The 15,604-nt window shown below is 71.5% G+C and carries 15 protein-coding genes; 5 read left to right on the top strand and 10 right to left on the bottom strand.

Going from position 1 to position 15,604, the window contains the following annotated elements; translation table 11 throughout:
- Window positions 1–729: 729 nt before the first annotated feature.
- The 5 genes from BL254_RS00285 to BL254_RS00265 form a co-directional block, all read right to left on the bottom strand.
- Window positions 730–1,572: a glycerophosphodiester phosphodiesterase gene (locus BL254_RS00285; RefSeq protein WP_047222703.1), complete on the bottom strand. Its 843-nt coding sequence runs from the start codon at window positions 1,570–1,572 to the stop codon at window positions 730–732.
- A complete protein-coding gene (hisN, locus tag BL254_RS00280; RefSeq protein WP_047222702.1) occupies window positions 1,569–2,492 on the bottom strand; it encodes a histidinol-phosphatase in 924 nt (307 codons plus the stop codon). The genes BL254_RS00285 and hisN overlap by 4 nt, the downstream gene beginning before the upstream one ends.
- 229 nt (window positions 2,493–2,721) lie before the next feature.
- On the bottom strand, window positions 2,722–3,762 hold the full coding sequence (gene rsgA / locus BL254_RS00275) for a ribosome small subunit-dependent GTPase A (protein WP_047222701.1): 1,041 nt from the start codon (window positions 3,760–3,762) through the stop codon (window positions 2,722–2,724).
- A 182-nt stretch (window positions 3,763–3,944) separates the two neighbouring features.
- Window positions 3,945–5,267: a 3-phosphoshikimate 1-carboxyvinyltransferase gene (gene aroA / locus BL254_RS00270; RefSeq protein ID WP_047222700.1), complete on the bottom strand. Its 1,323-nt coding sequence runs from the start codon at window positions 5,265–5,267 to the stop codon at window positions 3,945–3,947.
- 163 nt (window positions 5,268–5,430) lie between these two features.
- Window positions 5,431–6,318: a class I SAM-dependent methyltransferase gene (locus tag BL254_RS00265; protein ID WP_047222699.1), complete on the bottom strand. Its 888-nt coding sequence runs from the start codon at window positions 6,316–6,318 to the stop codon at window positions 5,431–5,433.
- A gap of 245 nt (window positions 6,319–6,563) precedes the next feature.
- Between BL254_RS00265 and BL254_RS00260 the strand changes: the two genes are divergently transcribed.
- The 4 genes from BL254_RS00260 to BL254_RS00245 all read left to right on the top strand — a co-directional run bounded on the left by BL254_RS00260 (window position 6,564) and on the right by BL254_RS00245 (window position 9,780).
- Window positions 6,564–7,154, top strand: coding sequence for an alpha/beta family hydrolase (locus BL254_RS00260; protein WP_338052719.1), 591 nt, complete (start codon window positions 6,564–6,566; stop codon window positions 7,152–7,154).
- A gap of 366 nt (window positions 7,155–7,520) precedes the next feature.
- Complete coding sequence (locus tag BL254_RS29170; RefSeq protein ID WP_371389682.1) at window positions 7,521–8,486, top strand: sigma-70 family RNA polymerase sigma factor; 966 nt, start codon at window positions 7,521–7,523, stop codon at window positions 8,484–8,486.
- On the top strand, window positions 8,483–8,767 hold the full coding sequence (rsrA, locus tag BL254_RS00250; RefSeq protein WP_047222696.1) for a mycothiol system anti-sigma-R factor: 285 nt from the start codon (window positions 8,483–8,485) through the stop codon (window positions 8,765–8,767). The genes BL254_RS29170 and rsrA overlap by 4 nt, the downstream gene beginning before the upstream one ends.
- Window positions 8,768–8,829: 62 nt before the next feature.
- A complete protein-coding gene (locus tag BL254_RS00245; RefSeq protein ID WP_047222695.1) occupies window positions 8,830–9,780 on the top strand; it encodes a GDP-mannose 4,6-dehydratase in 951 nt (316 codons plus the stop codon).
- A 325-nt stretch (window positions 9,781–10,105) separates the two neighbouring features.
- Here BL254_RS00245 and BL254_RS29165 read toward each other — a convergent pair whose 3' ends face one another.
- Together BL254_RS29165 and BL254_RS00240 are read right to left on the bottom strand one after the other, a co-directional pair.
- Window positions 10,106–10,180: a 50S ribosomal protein bL37 gene (locus tag BL254_RS29165; protein WP_369299096.1), complete on the bottom strand. Its 75-nt coding sequence runs from the start codon at window positions 10,178–10,180 to the stop codon at window positions 10,106–10,108.
- A gap of 422 nt (window positions 10,181–10,602) precedes the next feature.
- Window positions 10,603–11,151, bottom strand: coding sequence for a DUF5317 domain-containing protein (locus BL254_RS00240; protein ID WP_076842185.1), 549 nt, complete (start codon window positions 11,149–11,151; stop codon window positions 10,603–10,605).
- Between the two features lie 339 nt (window positions 11,152–11,490).
- Between BL254_RS00240 and BL254_RS00235 the strand changes: the two genes are divergently transcribed.
- Window positions 11,491–11,721: a biotin/lipoyl-binding carrier protein gene (locus tag BL254_RS00235; RefSeq protein ID WP_047222694.1), complete on the top strand. Its 231-nt coding sequence runs from the start codon at window positions 11,491–11,493 to the stop codon at window positions 11,719–11,721.
- Window positions 11,722–12,299: 578 nt separating this feature from the next.
- Here BL254_RS00235 and bioB read toward each other — a convergent pair.
- The 3 genes from bioB to BL254_RS00215 form a co-directional block, all read right to left on the bottom strand.
- Window positions 12,300–13,421 carry a biotin synthase BioB gene (gene bioB / locus BL254_RS00225; protein WP_047222692.1) on the bottom strand — a complete coding sequence of 374 codons (1,122 nt, stop codon included), beginning with the start codon at window positions 13,419–13,421 and terminating at the stop codon, window positions 12,300–12,302.
- A gap of 103 nt (window positions 13,422–13,524) precedes the next feature.
- Window positions 13,525–14,241: a dethiobiotin synthase gene (gene bioD / locus BL254_RS00220; RefSeq protein ID WP_076842184.1), complete on the bottom strand. Its 717-nt coding sequence runs from the start codon at window positions 14,239–14,241 to the stop codon at window positions 13,525–13,527.
- Window positions 14,238–15,437, bottom strand: coding sequence for an 8-amino-7-oxononanoate synthase (locus BL254_RS00215; RefSeq protein ID WP_047222691.1), 1,200 nt, complete (start codon window positions 15,435–15,437; stop codon window positions 14,238–14,240). Before BL254_RS00215 ends, bioD begins: the two co-directional genes overlap by 4 nt.
- Window positions 15,438–15,604: the final 167 nt, after the last annotated feature.

Raw genomic sequence — 15,604 nt, 5'->3', positions numbered from 1 at the left:
TCCCGGGCATGAACAACCGTGGGCCGGTTGGTCCAGTGGCCGTGATCAGCCAGGTATGATGGCCTGCCACGACGCCGCCGCCGGCCATCACGTCAGATCGTCGAGACAGATGCCACTTCTATGTTCCAACCCGGTGTCGTATTGGGTCGCCGACGCCCGCTATCGTGGAGTTCGTCGAGCGCGGTCATGCCAATATGGCCTATCCTTGTCGTAGTAACTGAAGTCAGAGATATATCGGAGGTCGACCGTTGGCACGTCGTGCGCGTCTGAGCTGGCCAGAAGAGCGTCGCCAGGCAAGTGAGGTCGTCGTCCGCCGGGTGGACCCCGGTCGCGGCTGGACCCTCGAGCAGGCCCGTGACCTGGTACGGCAGGGTTACTCTGTCGAGCGTGTAGCGGAACGCACAGGATTTCCGCCGCAGATGTTGAAAGTCGCCGAAGTCGCCGCCGACGAGTGAGTCGGCCGGTCACCATCCGCTTCGGCCGCGAAATAAGCACGCTCCGCGACGCCTATAGCGACAGGCTCCGGTGGGGTGCCCCGAGCTGGCGGGGCGGGGAAGCGCCAAGCGCCGTACCGATGCCCCGGGCCGTCACCCTGCGGAGCCTGGCAGCGACCCGGGGGGCGAGGCCTTCCGGCAGCGTGTAAAAAGCGTGGCCACGTCGCTTTTGACCTGCTGGATTGCGCCGGCATCCGTGGCCCGGCCCTAATGTGGGCCCGGTGATTCGCGCCGGTCATTCCGCCAGCGAGGATGATTGATCGCTCTCATCCGATCGCCTGCCGTCGACGTCATCCGCGTCCGTGATTGTCGTATCGCTGCCCGTGGCGCGAACAAGCCGGCCGAGGTAGTCCGAGTAGACGCCGTCCAGGCCGAATCCCACCAGCCGGTTCAGCGTCCCGGACGTCTGCGCGTGCCAGCCGAAGGCGAGCAGCCCACCGGCGTGCACCACCGGCACCATCGACGCGGTCCACTCGTTGGCCCGCAGGTTCAGCACCGTGGCGCCAGCCGCCGCGGCATCGCGCACGTACGCGTCCAGCAGGCCGTCCAACAGGTCACTGCCGCCGCGGCCACGGCCGCGAAAGCCGGCATCCCGCGCGGACGCGGAGTTGACCAGTCGCACTGGCTCCGGCCCAACAAAATCATCGAGCGACCGCCAGTGACGGATCGCCGGCAGGCTGCCGCACAGCCACAGCCGTCCCGCCGCGCTCGCGGCCCGGGCCACCGCGACGACGGCCGCGACGGCCCGCCCGGCGGCCGGCGGGGGATCCTTCAGATCCAGGCTGAGCTCGAAGTCGCTGCCGCAGGTGGCGTAGAGGTCGGCCAGGGTGGGCAGCCAGCCCGGTAACCGGGCCGCTGGCAGGTCACCGATCCGGCGGCGGCGGCCCGGTGGCCCGAGCACGCCGTCGTGGTGGAGCACCGGGACGCCGTCGGCGGTGAGCCACACGTCCGACTCCAACCCGCCTGCGCCGCCGGCCAGCGCCCGGCTGAACGCGGCCAGGGTGTTCTCCCGCCGGAAGCGGCCCGGCGCGCCCCGGTGGGCGAACCCGATCGGGGCCGCCCTGGCGGGACGGGTCACCGAACGGCGGGCTGGGCGGGCTGGTTGAGGATGTCCAGGGCCCGGGTGTGCAGACGGCCGTTGGTCGTCAGGATCGAGCCACCGCCGGGCCCACGGCGTCCGGTCAGGTCGGTGAAGGTGCCACCGGCCTCCTCGACGATCACTTGGAGCGCGGCCATGTCCCAGAGGGAGACATCGGGCTCGCAGGCGAGGTCGACGGCACCCTCGGCGACCATCATGTGGGACCAGAAGTCGCCGTAGGCGCGAGTCCGCCACACCGCGTCGACCAGGCCCAGGAAGGGCGCGAGCCGCCCGGCGGCCGACCAGCTCTCGACCGAGGCGAAGGACAGGTAGGCGTCGGCCAGGTCCGCCACCGCGGACACGGCAAGGGAACGGGTCTCGCCGACCGCGGTCCGGGTGTGCGCGCCCTGGCCGCGTGCCGCCCACCAGCGCCGGCCCATCGCGGGGGCGCTCGCCACCCCGACGACGACCTCGCCGTCTACCTCGAGGGCGAGCAGCGTCCCCCATACCGGCACCCCACGCACGAAGTTCTTGGTGCCGTCCACCGGGTCGACCACCCATCGGCGCCGGGTGTCGGCACCGATGAGCCCCTGCTCCTCGCCGAGTACCGCGTCGCCGGGCCGGGACTCGGCCAGCCGCGCACGGATCATCGCCTCCACGGCGGTGTCGGCGTCGGTGACCGGGGTGGCATCGGGTTTCGCCTCGACGCGCAGGTCGACGGCCTGGAAACGGGCGAGTGTGATTGCGTCGGCGGCGTCCGCGAGGGCGAGGGCGAGGGCGAGGTCGTCACCGATCGGGTGTCCGGTGGTCGCGTACCCGTCGACGGTGGGCCGAGCGCCGCTGGAAGCTGGCTGTCGGTCTGATCCCGGCAGGTCCGTCCCCACGGCTTCCAGGGCGTCTGTTTGGGCGGCATTGGTCACGCGGGGAGCCTACCCGCGTGCGCCTCACCCGGACGGATGGCAGCCTTCGTGAACGAGGCCCACCAGGCGTGGCGAAGACGACGACACTACCACGGGCGGCCACGGACGATCTCCCGCTCCTCGGCCGGCACCGGGAGACGAGCGGTACCGCAGTATCCAGTATCGCGGCACCCGGCATCACCGCCGGAGGGCTCACCGTAGCCGCGCCCACCGTAGCCGGTTGCGGTCGTCATGACGGGTCGGCGCCGAAGCGGGCGGCGAGCAGCCGGCGCAGGCTGGCCAGCCGGGCCGGGTCCGCCTGGCCGTCCGCCACCGCCTGATCAAGCGCGCAGTCGGCGAGGCCCGCCAGATGGGTACAGCCGCCCGGGCAGGCCGCCGTGGCCGGCGCCAGATCGGGGAAGGCCCGCAGCAGCCGGTCGGTGGAGACCGCGCCCAGCCCGAACGAGCGCACCCCGGGGGTGTCGACGACCCAGCCGCCGCCCGGCATCGGCAGGGCGATCGCCGCGGACGAGGTGTGCCGGCCACGGCCGGTGACCGCGTTGACCGCGCCGATCGTCTGGGCGGCGTCCGGTACCAGTCGGTTGACCAGCGTCGACTTGCCCACCCCGGAATGGCCGAACATGACGCAGACGTGGGCCGCCATCAGGGCGGTCAGCCCGGACAGACCGGCGTCCGGCCTGGTGGTCACCATAGGTAGGCCAAGTGGCGCGTAGAGTGCGCGCAGAGGTGTGTCATCGGCGAGGTCGGCCTTGGTCAGGCACAGCAGCGGCTCCAGACCGCCGTCGTAGGCCGCGACCAGGCAGCGGTCGATCAGCCCCGACCGCGGCGGCGGGTCGGCGAGGGCRCAGACGATGACCAGCCTGTCGGCGTTGGCCACGATCGGGCGCTCCACCGGATCGGTGTCGTCGGCGGTACGGCGCAGCACGCTGCGGCGCTCGGCCCGCCCGACGATCCGGGCAAGGCTGCCGGGACGGCCGGAGACGTCCCCGACCAGGGCGACCTCGTCACCGACGACCACGCTGGTCCGGCGCACCGAGCCACCGCGGACGGCGGCCACCAGCGCCCCGCCGGCCTCCGGCGCCGGCTCTCCTGCCGGTCCCGGCGGTCCCGGCGGCGCCACCCCGACGAGATGGCAGGTGTAACGGCCGCGGTCGACCGCCACCACGGTCGCTGCCACCGCGTCGGCGTGGTCGGGACGGTCCCGGGTACGCGGCCGCGACCCGCGCCCGGCCCGCACCCGGACGTCGTCCTCGTCGAGCTCGCGGGGCATTCAGCCGCGCCGTTCGAGGTGACGTTGCTCGGGATGACGTTGCTCGGAGTGGCACTGTTCGGAGCGGTGCTGTTCAGGGCGGTGCCGTTCGGGGTGGCGCGCCGGGCCACGCGGTACGGGGTGGTGCTGTTCGGAGCCGGACAGCGCGGGGTGACCCCGTGTGCGGTCGTGGCGGCCGGTTCTCACGGGCGTGGGTCCGCCCCGTCGAGCATCCGCGCCCACAACTTGGGGAAGTACGGCACGGTCTTGCCGGTCGTGGCGATGTCGTCGACGAGCACCCCCGGCACGACCAGCCCCACCACGGCGTAGGCCATGGCCAGGCGATGGTCGGCCCGCGGGTCGAGGCGGGCGCCGGTCAGCGGCGCGGGGGAGACGGCCAGCCCGTCGTCGGTCACGGTGATGTCCGCGCCCAGACGGCCCAGCTCGGCCGCGAGCGCGCCGAGCCGGTCGGTCTCCTGCAGGCGCAGGTGGGCGATGCCGCGCAGCCGGCTGGGCGAGTCGGCGAGGACTGCGAGCGCCGTGAGCGTCGGGGCGGCCTCGCCGTAGTCGCTGAGGTCGACGTCGATGCCGCGCAGCCGGCCGGGCCCGCGGACCTCCAGGCCGGCCGCGGTCAGGGTGCAGACGCATCCCATGGCGGTCAGCAGGTCGGGCAGCATGCGGCCGGGCTGGACGGTTCCGCCCGGCCAGTCGGCGAGCACGACCCGGCCGCCGGTCGCCGCGGCCGCGGCCAGGAAGGCCGACGCGCTGTTGATGTCGGGTTCGATGACCCGGTCGTGGGCGTGCAGCGGCCCCGCCGCCACCGACCAGCGCGCCTCGCCGCCGGGGCGGCGGTCGACGTCCACCTCGACCGTCGCCCCAGCGGCGCGCAGGTCCGCGACGGTCATTTCCAGATACGGCCAGGACGGCAGCCGCGCGCCGACATGACGGACGGTGACCCCTTGATCGTAGCGGGGGGCCGCCAGCAGCAGACCGGAGACGAGCTGGCTGGAGGTGGACGCGTCCACCGTCACCGCGCCGCCGGGCAGGTGCCCCCGGCCGTGCACGGTCAACGGCATCCGGTCGCCGTCGACGGCCGCGCCCAGGGTCCGCAGCGCGTCCAGCAGCGGGGTGAGCGGGCGTTCCCGCATGCGCGGGTCGCCGTCGAAGACCACGTCGCCGTGCGCCAGCGTGGCCAGCGCGGGGGTGAACCGGGCGACGGTGCCGGCGTTGCCGCAGTCGACCCGGGCAGCTGGGGCCGCCTGGAGCGGGTAGCGGCCGTGGACCAGCCAGTCATCGTGGTCGTCGGCGACGGCCACGCCGAGCTCGCCGAGGGCGGCGGCCATGAGCAGCGAGTCCCGGGAGCGCAACGGCCTGGTCAGCCGGCTGGTGCCGGCGGAGATCGCGGCGAGGATCAGGGCGCGGTTCGTCGCCGACTTGGACCCGGGCATGGTCACGGTCGCGTCGACCGGCCGGTCGGCCGTCGGCGCCGGCCAGGGATCCGTGGGTACGTCCGTGGTGACGGTCACCCGTTCAGCATGCCGGACGCGGGACGCGGAGGGCCGGCGGCGTCCGCCGGCGCACTTCGGCCACGGCTGGAACGGCGTTCCAGCCAGGACGGCGTTCCAGCCAGGACGATGCTCCACAGCGTTCCGGTCAGGACAGCGGGACTCCAGCCGGGACGGCGGGGCTTCAGTCGGGGCGGCGGGCGCTGGCGACCAGGTGGATGCCGATCGACTCGCCCTCGCGTTCGGCCGACAGATCGACCTCGGTGCGGACCAGGGTGGGAAAGCAGGAGACATCGGAGGCGACCGCGCGGGTCACCGCCTCGGCCGAGAGCACCGTCCGCGGCCGGATCCAGTCGACGTCCAGGCCGGCGCTGGTCAACAGGGCGCGCAGCTCCTCCGGCCAGAAACAGCGGGTGATGGAGCCGTCCTCGGCCGGGACGAGAACGACGTCGGCCCGTGGAACATCGGACAGCTCCGCCCAACGGTGCTGTTCGGCGAGCCGGGCCAGGCCCAGCAGCAGCGAGTCGACGCACAGCAGCAGCCGTCCGCCGGGGCGCAGCATGCGGTGGATCTCTTCCAGGGTCGTCTCGGTGGCCAGGCAGAACGACAGCGCGCGGCCTTCGGCCAGGACAGCGTCGAAGCTCTCCGGTGCGAACCAGTCGAGTGACCGGGGGTCACCGGCCACCTGCACCAGCCGCCCGGGGCCGGTAATGTCACCCAGCCGGACCGTGGCGGGCCCACCGGCCTCGCCGAGACGGAGAGAAGCCCCACCGAAGCGGGCATGGCCGTCCGCGCGCCTGCCGACACCGCGGGCACCCAGACGGTCCGGGGCCGGCACGACGCGCACGACGTCGTGTCCCGCCGTGACCATCTGGCGTGCGAACCTCGTCCGTGGGCCGGAGACGTCCAGCACCCGGATCCGTGGCATCGGCAGCCAGCTGGCCAGCTGGGTCGCGGCGACATCTTCGTAGAACGCCCAGTACGGATCATCACTGTCCGTGGGGGCCTCGTAGACGAGGGTCGGCGTTCGTCCGCGCGGCTGATCTGGCTCGGCGTCGAGACGCGGCAGCATGGACCTTTCCTACCCTTCAGGGGGGAAGATGCGAAACAAGTCACACACACTCACGGGAAGTCTGACAGATGCACACGGGCAGCGGTGACATTTTTCTCCCGGGTACGGCCATGGCCGACGCCTCCTCCACCGATCGGACTTCCCTGGATGTCGACGGCGCACGGGTGTTCCTGGTTCCCGCGACACGGGCGTCGATAGGATCCGTTGTCCTTCTGCACGGTGCTGGCAGTGGAACGGATGTCGGTGTGTTGTCTGTGCTCGCCGCGCGGCTGCCGGGGCGCGGGATCGGCGTGGCCCGCCTCGAGATGCCCTACCGCGTCGCCGGACGCCGTGCGCCGGATCGTCCGGCACGGCTGGACGCGGTGCTGCACGCGGTCATGGACGCCCTGGGGCGGCCGCGGCCCGTCGTCCTCGTCGGCCGTTCCATGGGATCGAGGGTGGCCTGCCGGTGCGCCCGCACGACCGGAGCCGCCGCGGTAGTGGCCTTCGGCTTCCCCCTGTGTCCACCGGGAAAGCCCGCCGCCCCGGCTAAAAAAGATCTCGGGGAGGATGTCGGTCACGACGGCGGACGGGAGCCGCTGGGGAGCCGGCCGTCACGCCTGCCCGAACTGCTTGCCGTCGGCGTCCCCGTGCTTGTGCTCCAGGGGGACCGGGACACGTTCGGCATGCCCGATCCGGACCCGGCCCGGCACATCGAGGTGCACGTCCTGGCCGGCGCCGACCACGCCATGCGGACGCGCCGCAAGGACGGCCGCGACGAAGCCGAGGTCGTCGACGAGGCTGCGACCGTCGCGACAGAGTGGATCATTGCCCGGCTGGCTTCCACCGGGCCGTGAGTACCCGGCGGCCGCCGAGGCACCGTACGCCCCGCCCTCCGCCTCGCGCTCCTCGCCTTGCCCCATGGCGATTAGTAGTGATTAGTGTTGATAAATAACATTCTATTGACTTTTGCATGTTCTCATGTTGCTCTTCCAGCGTATTTATGGAGGCGTGATGATACCTCTGTCGTCCGTTCGCCGAGGTCGGGGCCCCGGGTCGTCGCCGGGAATCCGACGGCTGGTCGGGCAGTTACGCCACCTGCAGGGATTCTTGGAGCCGTCCGTGACGCAGGAGAACGACGGGCCGAGCTGATCGTTTCTTGATCCGCAGGCCGTTATGATCGTTTTGCTTCCGGTCGGCGGGGACATCCGTTCGGAGGTTCGATGACTGCCCAGTTCGCAACCGGGCTGGCGGGCCGGTGGCGACGCGACRACGTTCGCGACGGTATGCCTGTTGCGTCGGCCGCGGCTGTATCGTCCGCGGCTGTGTCGGCCGGAGCCGCGGCCCCTGGGTCGCTGGTAACCTGTGCCCGCGCCACCGCGTCGACGCCCGCTCCGGCGCCCCGGCCGCATGATGGGCCGATTGACCCTTCCGCCCGGTGGCCAAGCGTCCCGGAGTCGGCCGGTACCGGTGGTTTTTCCACACGCGCGTACGCACCTGCCAGGGTATCGTCCGTTCCAGGGGCCGCCGGCACGTCCGTGAGCCGGTATCCCGCGGACGACCCAAGGAACGAGGGAGTGGTCCTGGTCGACGAGACCGTCGAGGAGCGCAGCAGCCGCTTCGAGCGAGACGCCCTGCCTTTTCTTGATCAACTTTATGCGGCGGCGCTGCGGATGACGCGTAATCCGGCCGACGCCGAAGACCTGGTGCAGGAAACCTTCGTCAAGGCGTTCGCCGCCTTCCACCAGTTCCAGGAAGGCACAAATCTCAAGGCGTGGCTCTACCGTATCCTGACGAACACGTTCATCAACACCTACCGCAAGCGTCAGCGCCAGCCGTTGCAGAGCCCGACCGAGCAGGTCGAGGACTGGCAGCTCGCCGACGCCGAGTCGCACACGTCCAGCGGTCTGAAGAGCGCTGAGACCGAGGCGTTGGAGCATCTGCCGGACAGCGATGTCAAGGAGGCGCTCCAGGCGCTGCCCGAGGATTTCCGTATTGCGGTGTATCTTGCGGATGTCGAGGGGTTCGCCTACAAGGAGATCGCGGAGATCATGGGTACCCCGATCGGTACCGTGATGTCACGCCTGCATCGTGGCCGTCGCGGGCTGCGTACCGCTCTTGAGCACTACGCCCGGGAACGCGGCCTGGTCCGGGCCGGCAGCTCCGAGATCGACGGTGGTGGATCGTGAGCTGTGGGGACCCGCACGCGGTCGACTGTCGGAAGGTTCTGGAAGCGGTCTACCTCTATCTCGACGGTGAGATCGACTTCGATCACAAACATCTGGTTCGTTCCCACCTGGACGAATGCTCTCCGTGCCTTCGGGAGTTCGGGGTGGAACACGAGGTGAAGCTGCTGGTGGCCCGCAGATGCGGCGGGGAGCGCGCTCCCGAGTCGCTCCGGGAGAGCGTCCTGGAACGGCTGCGGGCTGCCCGCATCGACGCCGACACCGCGGAGTTCCGCGCCGAATAAGGCCGAACAAGAGGGTTGGCCATGACAGCCGACCGTCCGACTGGCGGTTAGGCTCTTGTGCCGTGCGTATCCTCGTCACCGGCGCGGCCGGTTTTATCGGTTCCACGGTCACCGACCGTATGCTCGCCGACGGCCATGATGTCGTCGGGGTCGACGACCTGTCCACCGGTCGGCTTGAGAACCTCGGCCCTGCCCTGCGTGACCACCGGTTTTCCTTCGAGAAGGTGGATATCACGTCCGCCGAGCTGATCGGTGTCGTCGAGCGGATCCGTCCCGGCGTCGTCCTGCATCTGGCGGCCCAGATCGACGTGCGGGTGAGCGTCAGCGACCCGCTGCTCGACGCCCGGCTGAACGTGCTCGGGACGATCAACGTGCTGGAGGCGAGCCGGCTGGCCGGCGTCGGGAAGTTCGTCCACACATCCTCCGGCGGCTCGATCTACGGGACGCCACAACACCTGCCGGTGGACGAGACCGTGCCGGTGGCCCCCGAGTCGCAGTACGCCGCGGGCAAGGCGGCCGGCGAGCTCTACCTGTCCGTGTACCGGTCCACGTACGGGCTGGCCACGACGGCGCTGGCGCTGGGGAACGTCTACGGGCCCCGCCAGGATCCGCACGGCGAGGCCGGCGTGGTGGCGATCTTCGGGACGGCGATGCTCGAGGGTCGTCCGACGAGGATCTTCGGTGACGGCACGACCACCCGTGACTACGTCTTCGTCGGCGATGTCGCGGACGCCTTCGCCCGGTCCGTCCCGTCGGATGCCGCCAACGGCGAACGCCTCAACATCGGTACCGGCACGCAGACGACCGTCCGGGATCTGCACAGCGCGATCGCGGAGATCGTCGGCGTGGCGGACGCCCCCGAGTTCGCCCCGTCCCGGCCGGGTGAGCTGCAACGGATCGCGCTCGACATCGGCAGGGCGGCCCGGCTGGTCGGCTGGCGGCCCCAGGTCGATCTGGACAACGGGCTGCGGCAGACCGTGCAGTGGCTACGGACCCGTACCGCCACCGGCTGACCAGCGCCTCTCCCGGCCATCCCCGCAGCCTCCCCGCCGTTGGGCGGCGGGTTCGCCGCTCGTCACAGGCCGGCGGACGCTGTGTCCCGGCCGGTGTTGCCGACCATCCGGTTGGTTCTGGCCGGTTGGTTCTGGCCGGTTGGTTGTGGCCCGCTGGACTGGGCTGTGGCCCGGTGGGTCGCCACCGGGCCGTTGCCGCTCCCGGCAGGTGGCTTCGCGGCCGCACACGGGATGCGAGCAGTGTGACAGATCCGTGACTGTCCGCGTCTGAGCTCGCCCGTGGCCCGAAGAACGTCATCCGAGGAACGTCAGGTGCTCGTGGGGATCAGGTGTTCGGGCGCTTGCCGTGGTTGGCCTTGCTCTTGGCGCGTGCGCGCCGCTTGCGCTTCTTCTTCGCCACGTCGGGAACCTCCTTTCCGCTCGGGCCATCCTGCCAGACCGCCACCCCCACCCACCGCAGCCGACCCCGCCCGCCCGCAGACCACACCCACCGACGCCCACGGCCCCGGCCACCCGGCCCATCCGAACGATGTGGATCAGCCCATCCACGACACCGAAACACCTTCCCCGGTCACACCCGAAGCCCCCTCCGGCCCCACGCCCAAAGCCCCCCCCGCGCCCCCGGCGAGACCGCGGGACCGCGGGCCGGCCACGGGCCTTGGTGGGCCGAAGCCCCCGCCCCCACGGCGAGACCCCAGGACCCCCACGGCGAGACCCCCAGGACGCCCCACTCCTTTTCCTTATCGATCATCATCAGATGATCGATAAGCCCGCGCGACGACCAGCCACTCCGCCAGGGGTCCCCAAATAGTGGCAAAGCCACTATTTGGGGGTCAGGCGGGACTCCAGGGTGCGGCGTGCCCGTACCGGGGCGACCGCGCCGAACATGCCGACGCCGGCGGCGGCCAGGACGTCGCCGATGCTGATGACGGCCCCCGCGCCGGGGAACGCCAGCGGGATCACGTCGGTGGCCGGGCGCAGGACGGTGTTGTCACCGCCCGGTGTGTGCTGGGCGGAGGCGTATATCTCGCTGGCGGACACGCCGGCCCGTTCGGCCGCCCACAGTGACACCGGCATCTGACCGCCGTTGGCGAGGATCACGACGGTGTTCAGCGCGATCCCGGCCCACAGCAGGCCGACGCCGGGCAGTCGGGAGTTCGCCGCGGCGAACAGCGCGACCGCCACCGTGGCCAGTACCCACGCGGCCGCGTACAGGCCGGGGATGAACCGRCTCACGCTCAGGGCCGCGATCGTGGCCACGAACATCCWCGGGCGTGACACATAGACACGAACCAGAGCGTCCAGCGTGCCACCGCGGATCAGTCCCACGGTGACACCGCCCACCAGGGCAAGCACAAGGAGAACGAACACACTCGTAGTGTGCGTTGTCCGCGGGGCCTTCGATCGCAGGCGTGGCATTCCGGCATGTCCGGGTCGCCGTCGCGGGTTCTCCGCTGCCGCGTCCCCGGCTGTGCGGACTGGCCGCCCGCGCCGGTTTCCCGTCCGTCCAGCGAAGATCGTTGGTGGGCTMGGAGGGAGCCTGGGGCGGGAGTTGTTACCACCGTGTCAAGAAATTGGGTGGATCGGTGGTCGAACGGGGACTTTCTTTGTCGACGTGGCGCGCAGCGGTCGGGCGTCGACGCACACTACGCTCACGCTGTGCACATGTCCGCGCCGGAGCGGGAACGCTCGGAACAGGGAAGGGGAGCCGTGGCCGAGGAAGTTCGGGCTGAGATGGTGGCCAACGTGTGGAAGGTCGTGGTCGGTGTCGGGGACACCGTGTCGGCCGGTGACACGCTGGTGATTCTCGACTCCATGAAGATGGAGATCCCGGTACTCAGCGAGGACGGCGGCCTGGTCGCCCAGATCGCCGTGCGGGAAGGGGACGTCGTTCAGGAAGGCGATCTGATCGCCCTCCTCGACCAGCTTCCGGTGGCCTGACCGTCAGGCCTGTGACGAGCGGGCCCGGGGACGAGTGGGCTGGGGGTCAGCCCGCGATCGTGCCGTGTTCGACGCAGCTGGCCGTCCAGCCGGTCGGGGTGACCTGGACGATCATCCGCCGCCGGCAGGTCTGGCAGAACCGTGGCGGTTCCAGCAACCGGGCCTGGACGCAGCTGTCGTGYCCGCTGTCGGCCAGCGGCCGCCCGCACCGGTCGCAGAAGGTCGTCTCCGCCGCACCGGGTGACCCGGGGAGCGGGCTGCGTCGGACCTCCCGGATCGGCTGTGCCGGTCCGGGAGGGGCCCCGAGGGCGACAGAAGCATGATCAGGCTGCCGGCGGTCTGTCGGCGCCCCGGGTGCGGCAGAAGCGTGATCGTGGCGCCTCTGACCCTCGGTAGTCATGCTTCCGAGGGTAGAACATCGAGCGGCCCAGCCGATGTTCTACCCTCGGTCGTTCTACCCGGACCCGCCGGCCCGCCACCCACCACCGCGCGGCCGGTCGCGGCTCCACCGGCGCGCCCTGCGCCTCGGTCGTCCCGGTCGTTGCGGTCCGGCCCGCAACGACCGGGACGACCTGTGATCAGAACGTGGACTGCATGGACTTGATGGGCATCTTCAGGTCGGCGAGCATTTCAAGATCTGCCTCGGCGGGCCGTCCCAGCGTGGTGAGGTAGTTGCCGACGATGACCGCGTTGATGCCGCCGAGCATCCCGTCGACAGCGAGATCGCCAAGAGTGATCTCGCGTCCGCCGGCGTAGCGCAGGATGGTGCGCGGCAGCGCGAGCCGGAACGCGGCGATGGTGCGCAACGCCTCCTTCGGGCCGACCACCGGAAGATCGGCGAACGGTGTGCCCGGCCGCGGGTTGAGGAAGTTCAGCGGGACCTCGTCGGGTTCCAGCGCGGCGAGCTGGCCGGCGAGTTCGGCTCGCTGCTCCAGCGTCTCACCGACCCCGATGATGGCGCCGCAGCACAGCTCCATGCCGGCGGCCCGCACCATCTCGCAGGTGTCCCACCGCTCCTGCCAGCTGTGCGTGGTCACGACCTGGGGGAAGTGCGAGCGTGCCGTCTCCAGGTTGTGGTTGTAGCGGTGGACGCCCAGCGCGGCGAGCTCGTCCACCTGTTCCTGGGTGAGCATCCCGAGCGAGCAGGCGATGTTGATGTCGACGGCGGCGCGGATCGCCTCGACCCCCGCCCGGACCTGGCTCATCAGACGCTTGTCCGGTCCCCGGACGGCTGCGACGATGCAGAACTCGGTCGCGCCGGTCTCCCTGGTCGCCTTCGCGGCCTCGACCAGCGACGGGACGTCCAGCCAGACCGAGCGCACCGGTGAGTCGAACTTGCCGGACTGGGAGCAGAAGTGGCAGTCCTCCGGGCAACCGCCGGTCTTGAGGCTGACGATCCCCTCGACCTCGACTTCCGGGCCGCACCAGCGCATCCGCACCTCGTGCGCCAGCGCCAGCGCCTCGCCGATCCGGTCTTCGTCGAGCCGTAGCACCTGAAGGGTCTGTTCGGTGGAGAGCCCCTGGCCATGCTCCAGCACCTGCTCACGGGCGACCTGGAGGATGTCGGTGACCGGCGCGTTCCCGCCGGGTCGCCCGACGGCTGTCGGCTGGTCGACTGCTGGTTGGTCAGCCGCCGACCGGGCCGGTGTCGGCGGTTGCGTCGGCGAGGGCACGGGCACGGTGACTACTGACGGCGGCAAAGCGGTCTCCCTGTGGTAGGTAGGTTACGGACCGTCGATTCGTCCGAGGATCCGGGTGGCCCAGGTCCGCGAGGTCCCCGGGATGGCTGACGAACCGAGAGAGTCACGGTCTGTGACTCTCTCGGAAGTCGTGGGCGTTGAAGGTGCCGCCGAGAGCGGGCGCCAGGCAGGCCCGGGCGGTGGCGCGAAACGCCGCGGCGTCGGTGTGCCCCGCCCCCGCTGGCACCGCTCCGGCGAGTGGACGCGCGGCAAGCATTTCCATGTCCACGATGTTCGAGCGACAGGCGAGATCGGGGCTGGCCGGCCAGGAGCCGATGACGAGCCCGGCGAGTTCCAGCCCACGGTTGGCCAGCGCCTCCAGGGTCAGCGCGGTGGTGTTGAGCGAGCCGAGCCCGGCCTCGCTGACCAGCAGCACCGGCGCGGCCAGCGTACGGGCGAGGTCGGCAACGGTGCTGCCCTCGTCGTCGTAGCGGACCAGCAGCCCGCCGGCACCCTCCACCAGGACGAGCCGGTGGCGCTCGGCGAGCTCGCCCACATGCCGGGCGACGTCGCCGAGCTCCACCGGGGTACGCCGGTGCAGGCGGGCCGCGGCAGCCGGCGACAGCGCCGCCGGGAACCGGGCGTACTCGTACAGCTCCTCGACCCCGGACAGGGCGCGCACATGGTCGAGGTCGCCGGGCTCACCGGGCTCGACGCCGGTCTGGGCGGCCTTCACCACGGCGACGTCGATGCCCCGATCCCGGGCGAGGGTGGCCACCGCCGCGGTGACGACCGTCTTCCCGACCCCCGTCCCGGTCCCCGTCACCACGAGGACCGTCATCCGGGACAGCCGGGTGCGCCGATGGCCGCGGCGAAGGCGTCGGCGGCCCGGGCCAGGTCGGTGGCGGTGAGGTTGGCGCGGGCCGCGACCCGCAGCCGGCTCGTGCCCGGGGGCACGGTCGGGGGGCGGAAGCAGCCGACGGCCACCCCGTGCGCACGGCAGATCTCCGTCGCCCGCACCGCGCGTTCCGGTTCACCGAGGACGACCGAGACGACCGCGCCGGCCGGTCGGGGCGCGCCGGTGAGGTCGGCCAGGTGGCGGGCGTGCCGTCGGACGCCGTCCGCGAGATCCGGGGTGGTGGTGAGGATTCCGAGCGCGGCGAGCGCCGCGCCGGCGCAGGCCGGCGCCAGGCCGGTGTCGAAGATGAACGTGCGGGCGGTGTCGATGAGGTGCGCGCGTACGGCTGGCGGGCCCAGCACGGCACCGCCCTGGCTGCCCAGCGCCTTGGACAGGGTGACGGTGGCGACCACGTCCGGCTCGCCGGCGAGCCCGGCGTCCGCGAGCGCGCCTCGCCCGCCGGGGCCGACGACGCCGAGACTGTGGGCCTCGTCCACGACCAGCAGCGCGCCGCGGGAGCGGACGACCGTGTGCAGCGCGGCCAGCGGGGCCAGATCGCCGTCGGCGGAGAACACCGAGTCGGTGACCACGACCGCGTGTTGCCACGACCGTTCGGCCAGCGCCGCGTCGACCGCTTCGACGTCGGCGTGCGGGACGATGATCACTTGTGCCCGGGACAGCCGGCAGGCGTCCACCAGTGACGCGTGGTTGCGCTCGTCCGAGACGATGAGGTCCTCGGGCCCGGTGAGCGAGGTGAGCACACCCAGGTTGGCCGCATACCCGGAGGCGAAGACCAGCGCCGCGGCGAAGCCGGTGTGCTCGGCGAGGGCGTCTTCAAGGTCGCCGTGCAGGGTGGTCGTCCCGGTGACCAGCCGGCTCCCGGTGGAGCCCGCACCCCAGGTGCGCAGTGCCCGCACCCCGCCCTCGATCACCTCGGGGTGGCGGGACAGGCCCAGGTAGTCGTTGCCGGCCAGGTCCAGCAGGCGGGTGGGATCCCCGCGTGCCGGGTCGCCCGGCGCCCCTGAGTCGGGCGCACGTGGGCGCACGACCCGGCGCAGCCCGGCCTCTTCCCGGCGCCGGGCATGGCTGTCCAGCCAGCCAAGCGGATCGGCGACCGCCTTGGTGGTATGCGGATGCACACCAGGAAGCCTAGGTCAAAGGCGACGCGATCATGGTTTTCGTGTTGCCGGAGACACGCAAGTCGGTCCGTCGAAGGCAGCGCGATCGTGGTTTGTCGCGCTGCCGGAGACGCTCAGCTGGCTCGCTCGAAGGCAGCGCGATCGTGGTTTGTCGCGCTGCCGGAGAC

This window comes from Protofrankia sp. BMG5.30, assembly GCF_001983005.1.
GTDB classification, from domain to species: domain Bacteria; phylum Actinomycetota; class Actinomycetes; order Frankiales; family Frankiaceae; genus Protofrankia; species Protofrankia coriariae.
The sequence above is the reverse complement of the archived record's forward strand: the minus strand, read 5'-3'. Positions and strand labels throughout refer to the sequence as shown.

Excerpts from the sequence above, each read along its gene's own strand:
- BL254_RS00265 (WP_047222699.1), bottom strand. The coding sequence starts at position 6,318 with ATGCTGCCGCGTCTCGACGCCGAGCCAGATCAGCCGCGCGGACGAACG.
- bioD (WP_076842184.1), bottom strand. The coding sequence starts at position 14,241 with ATGACGGTCCTCGTGGTGACGGGGACCGGGACGGGGGTCGGGAAGACG.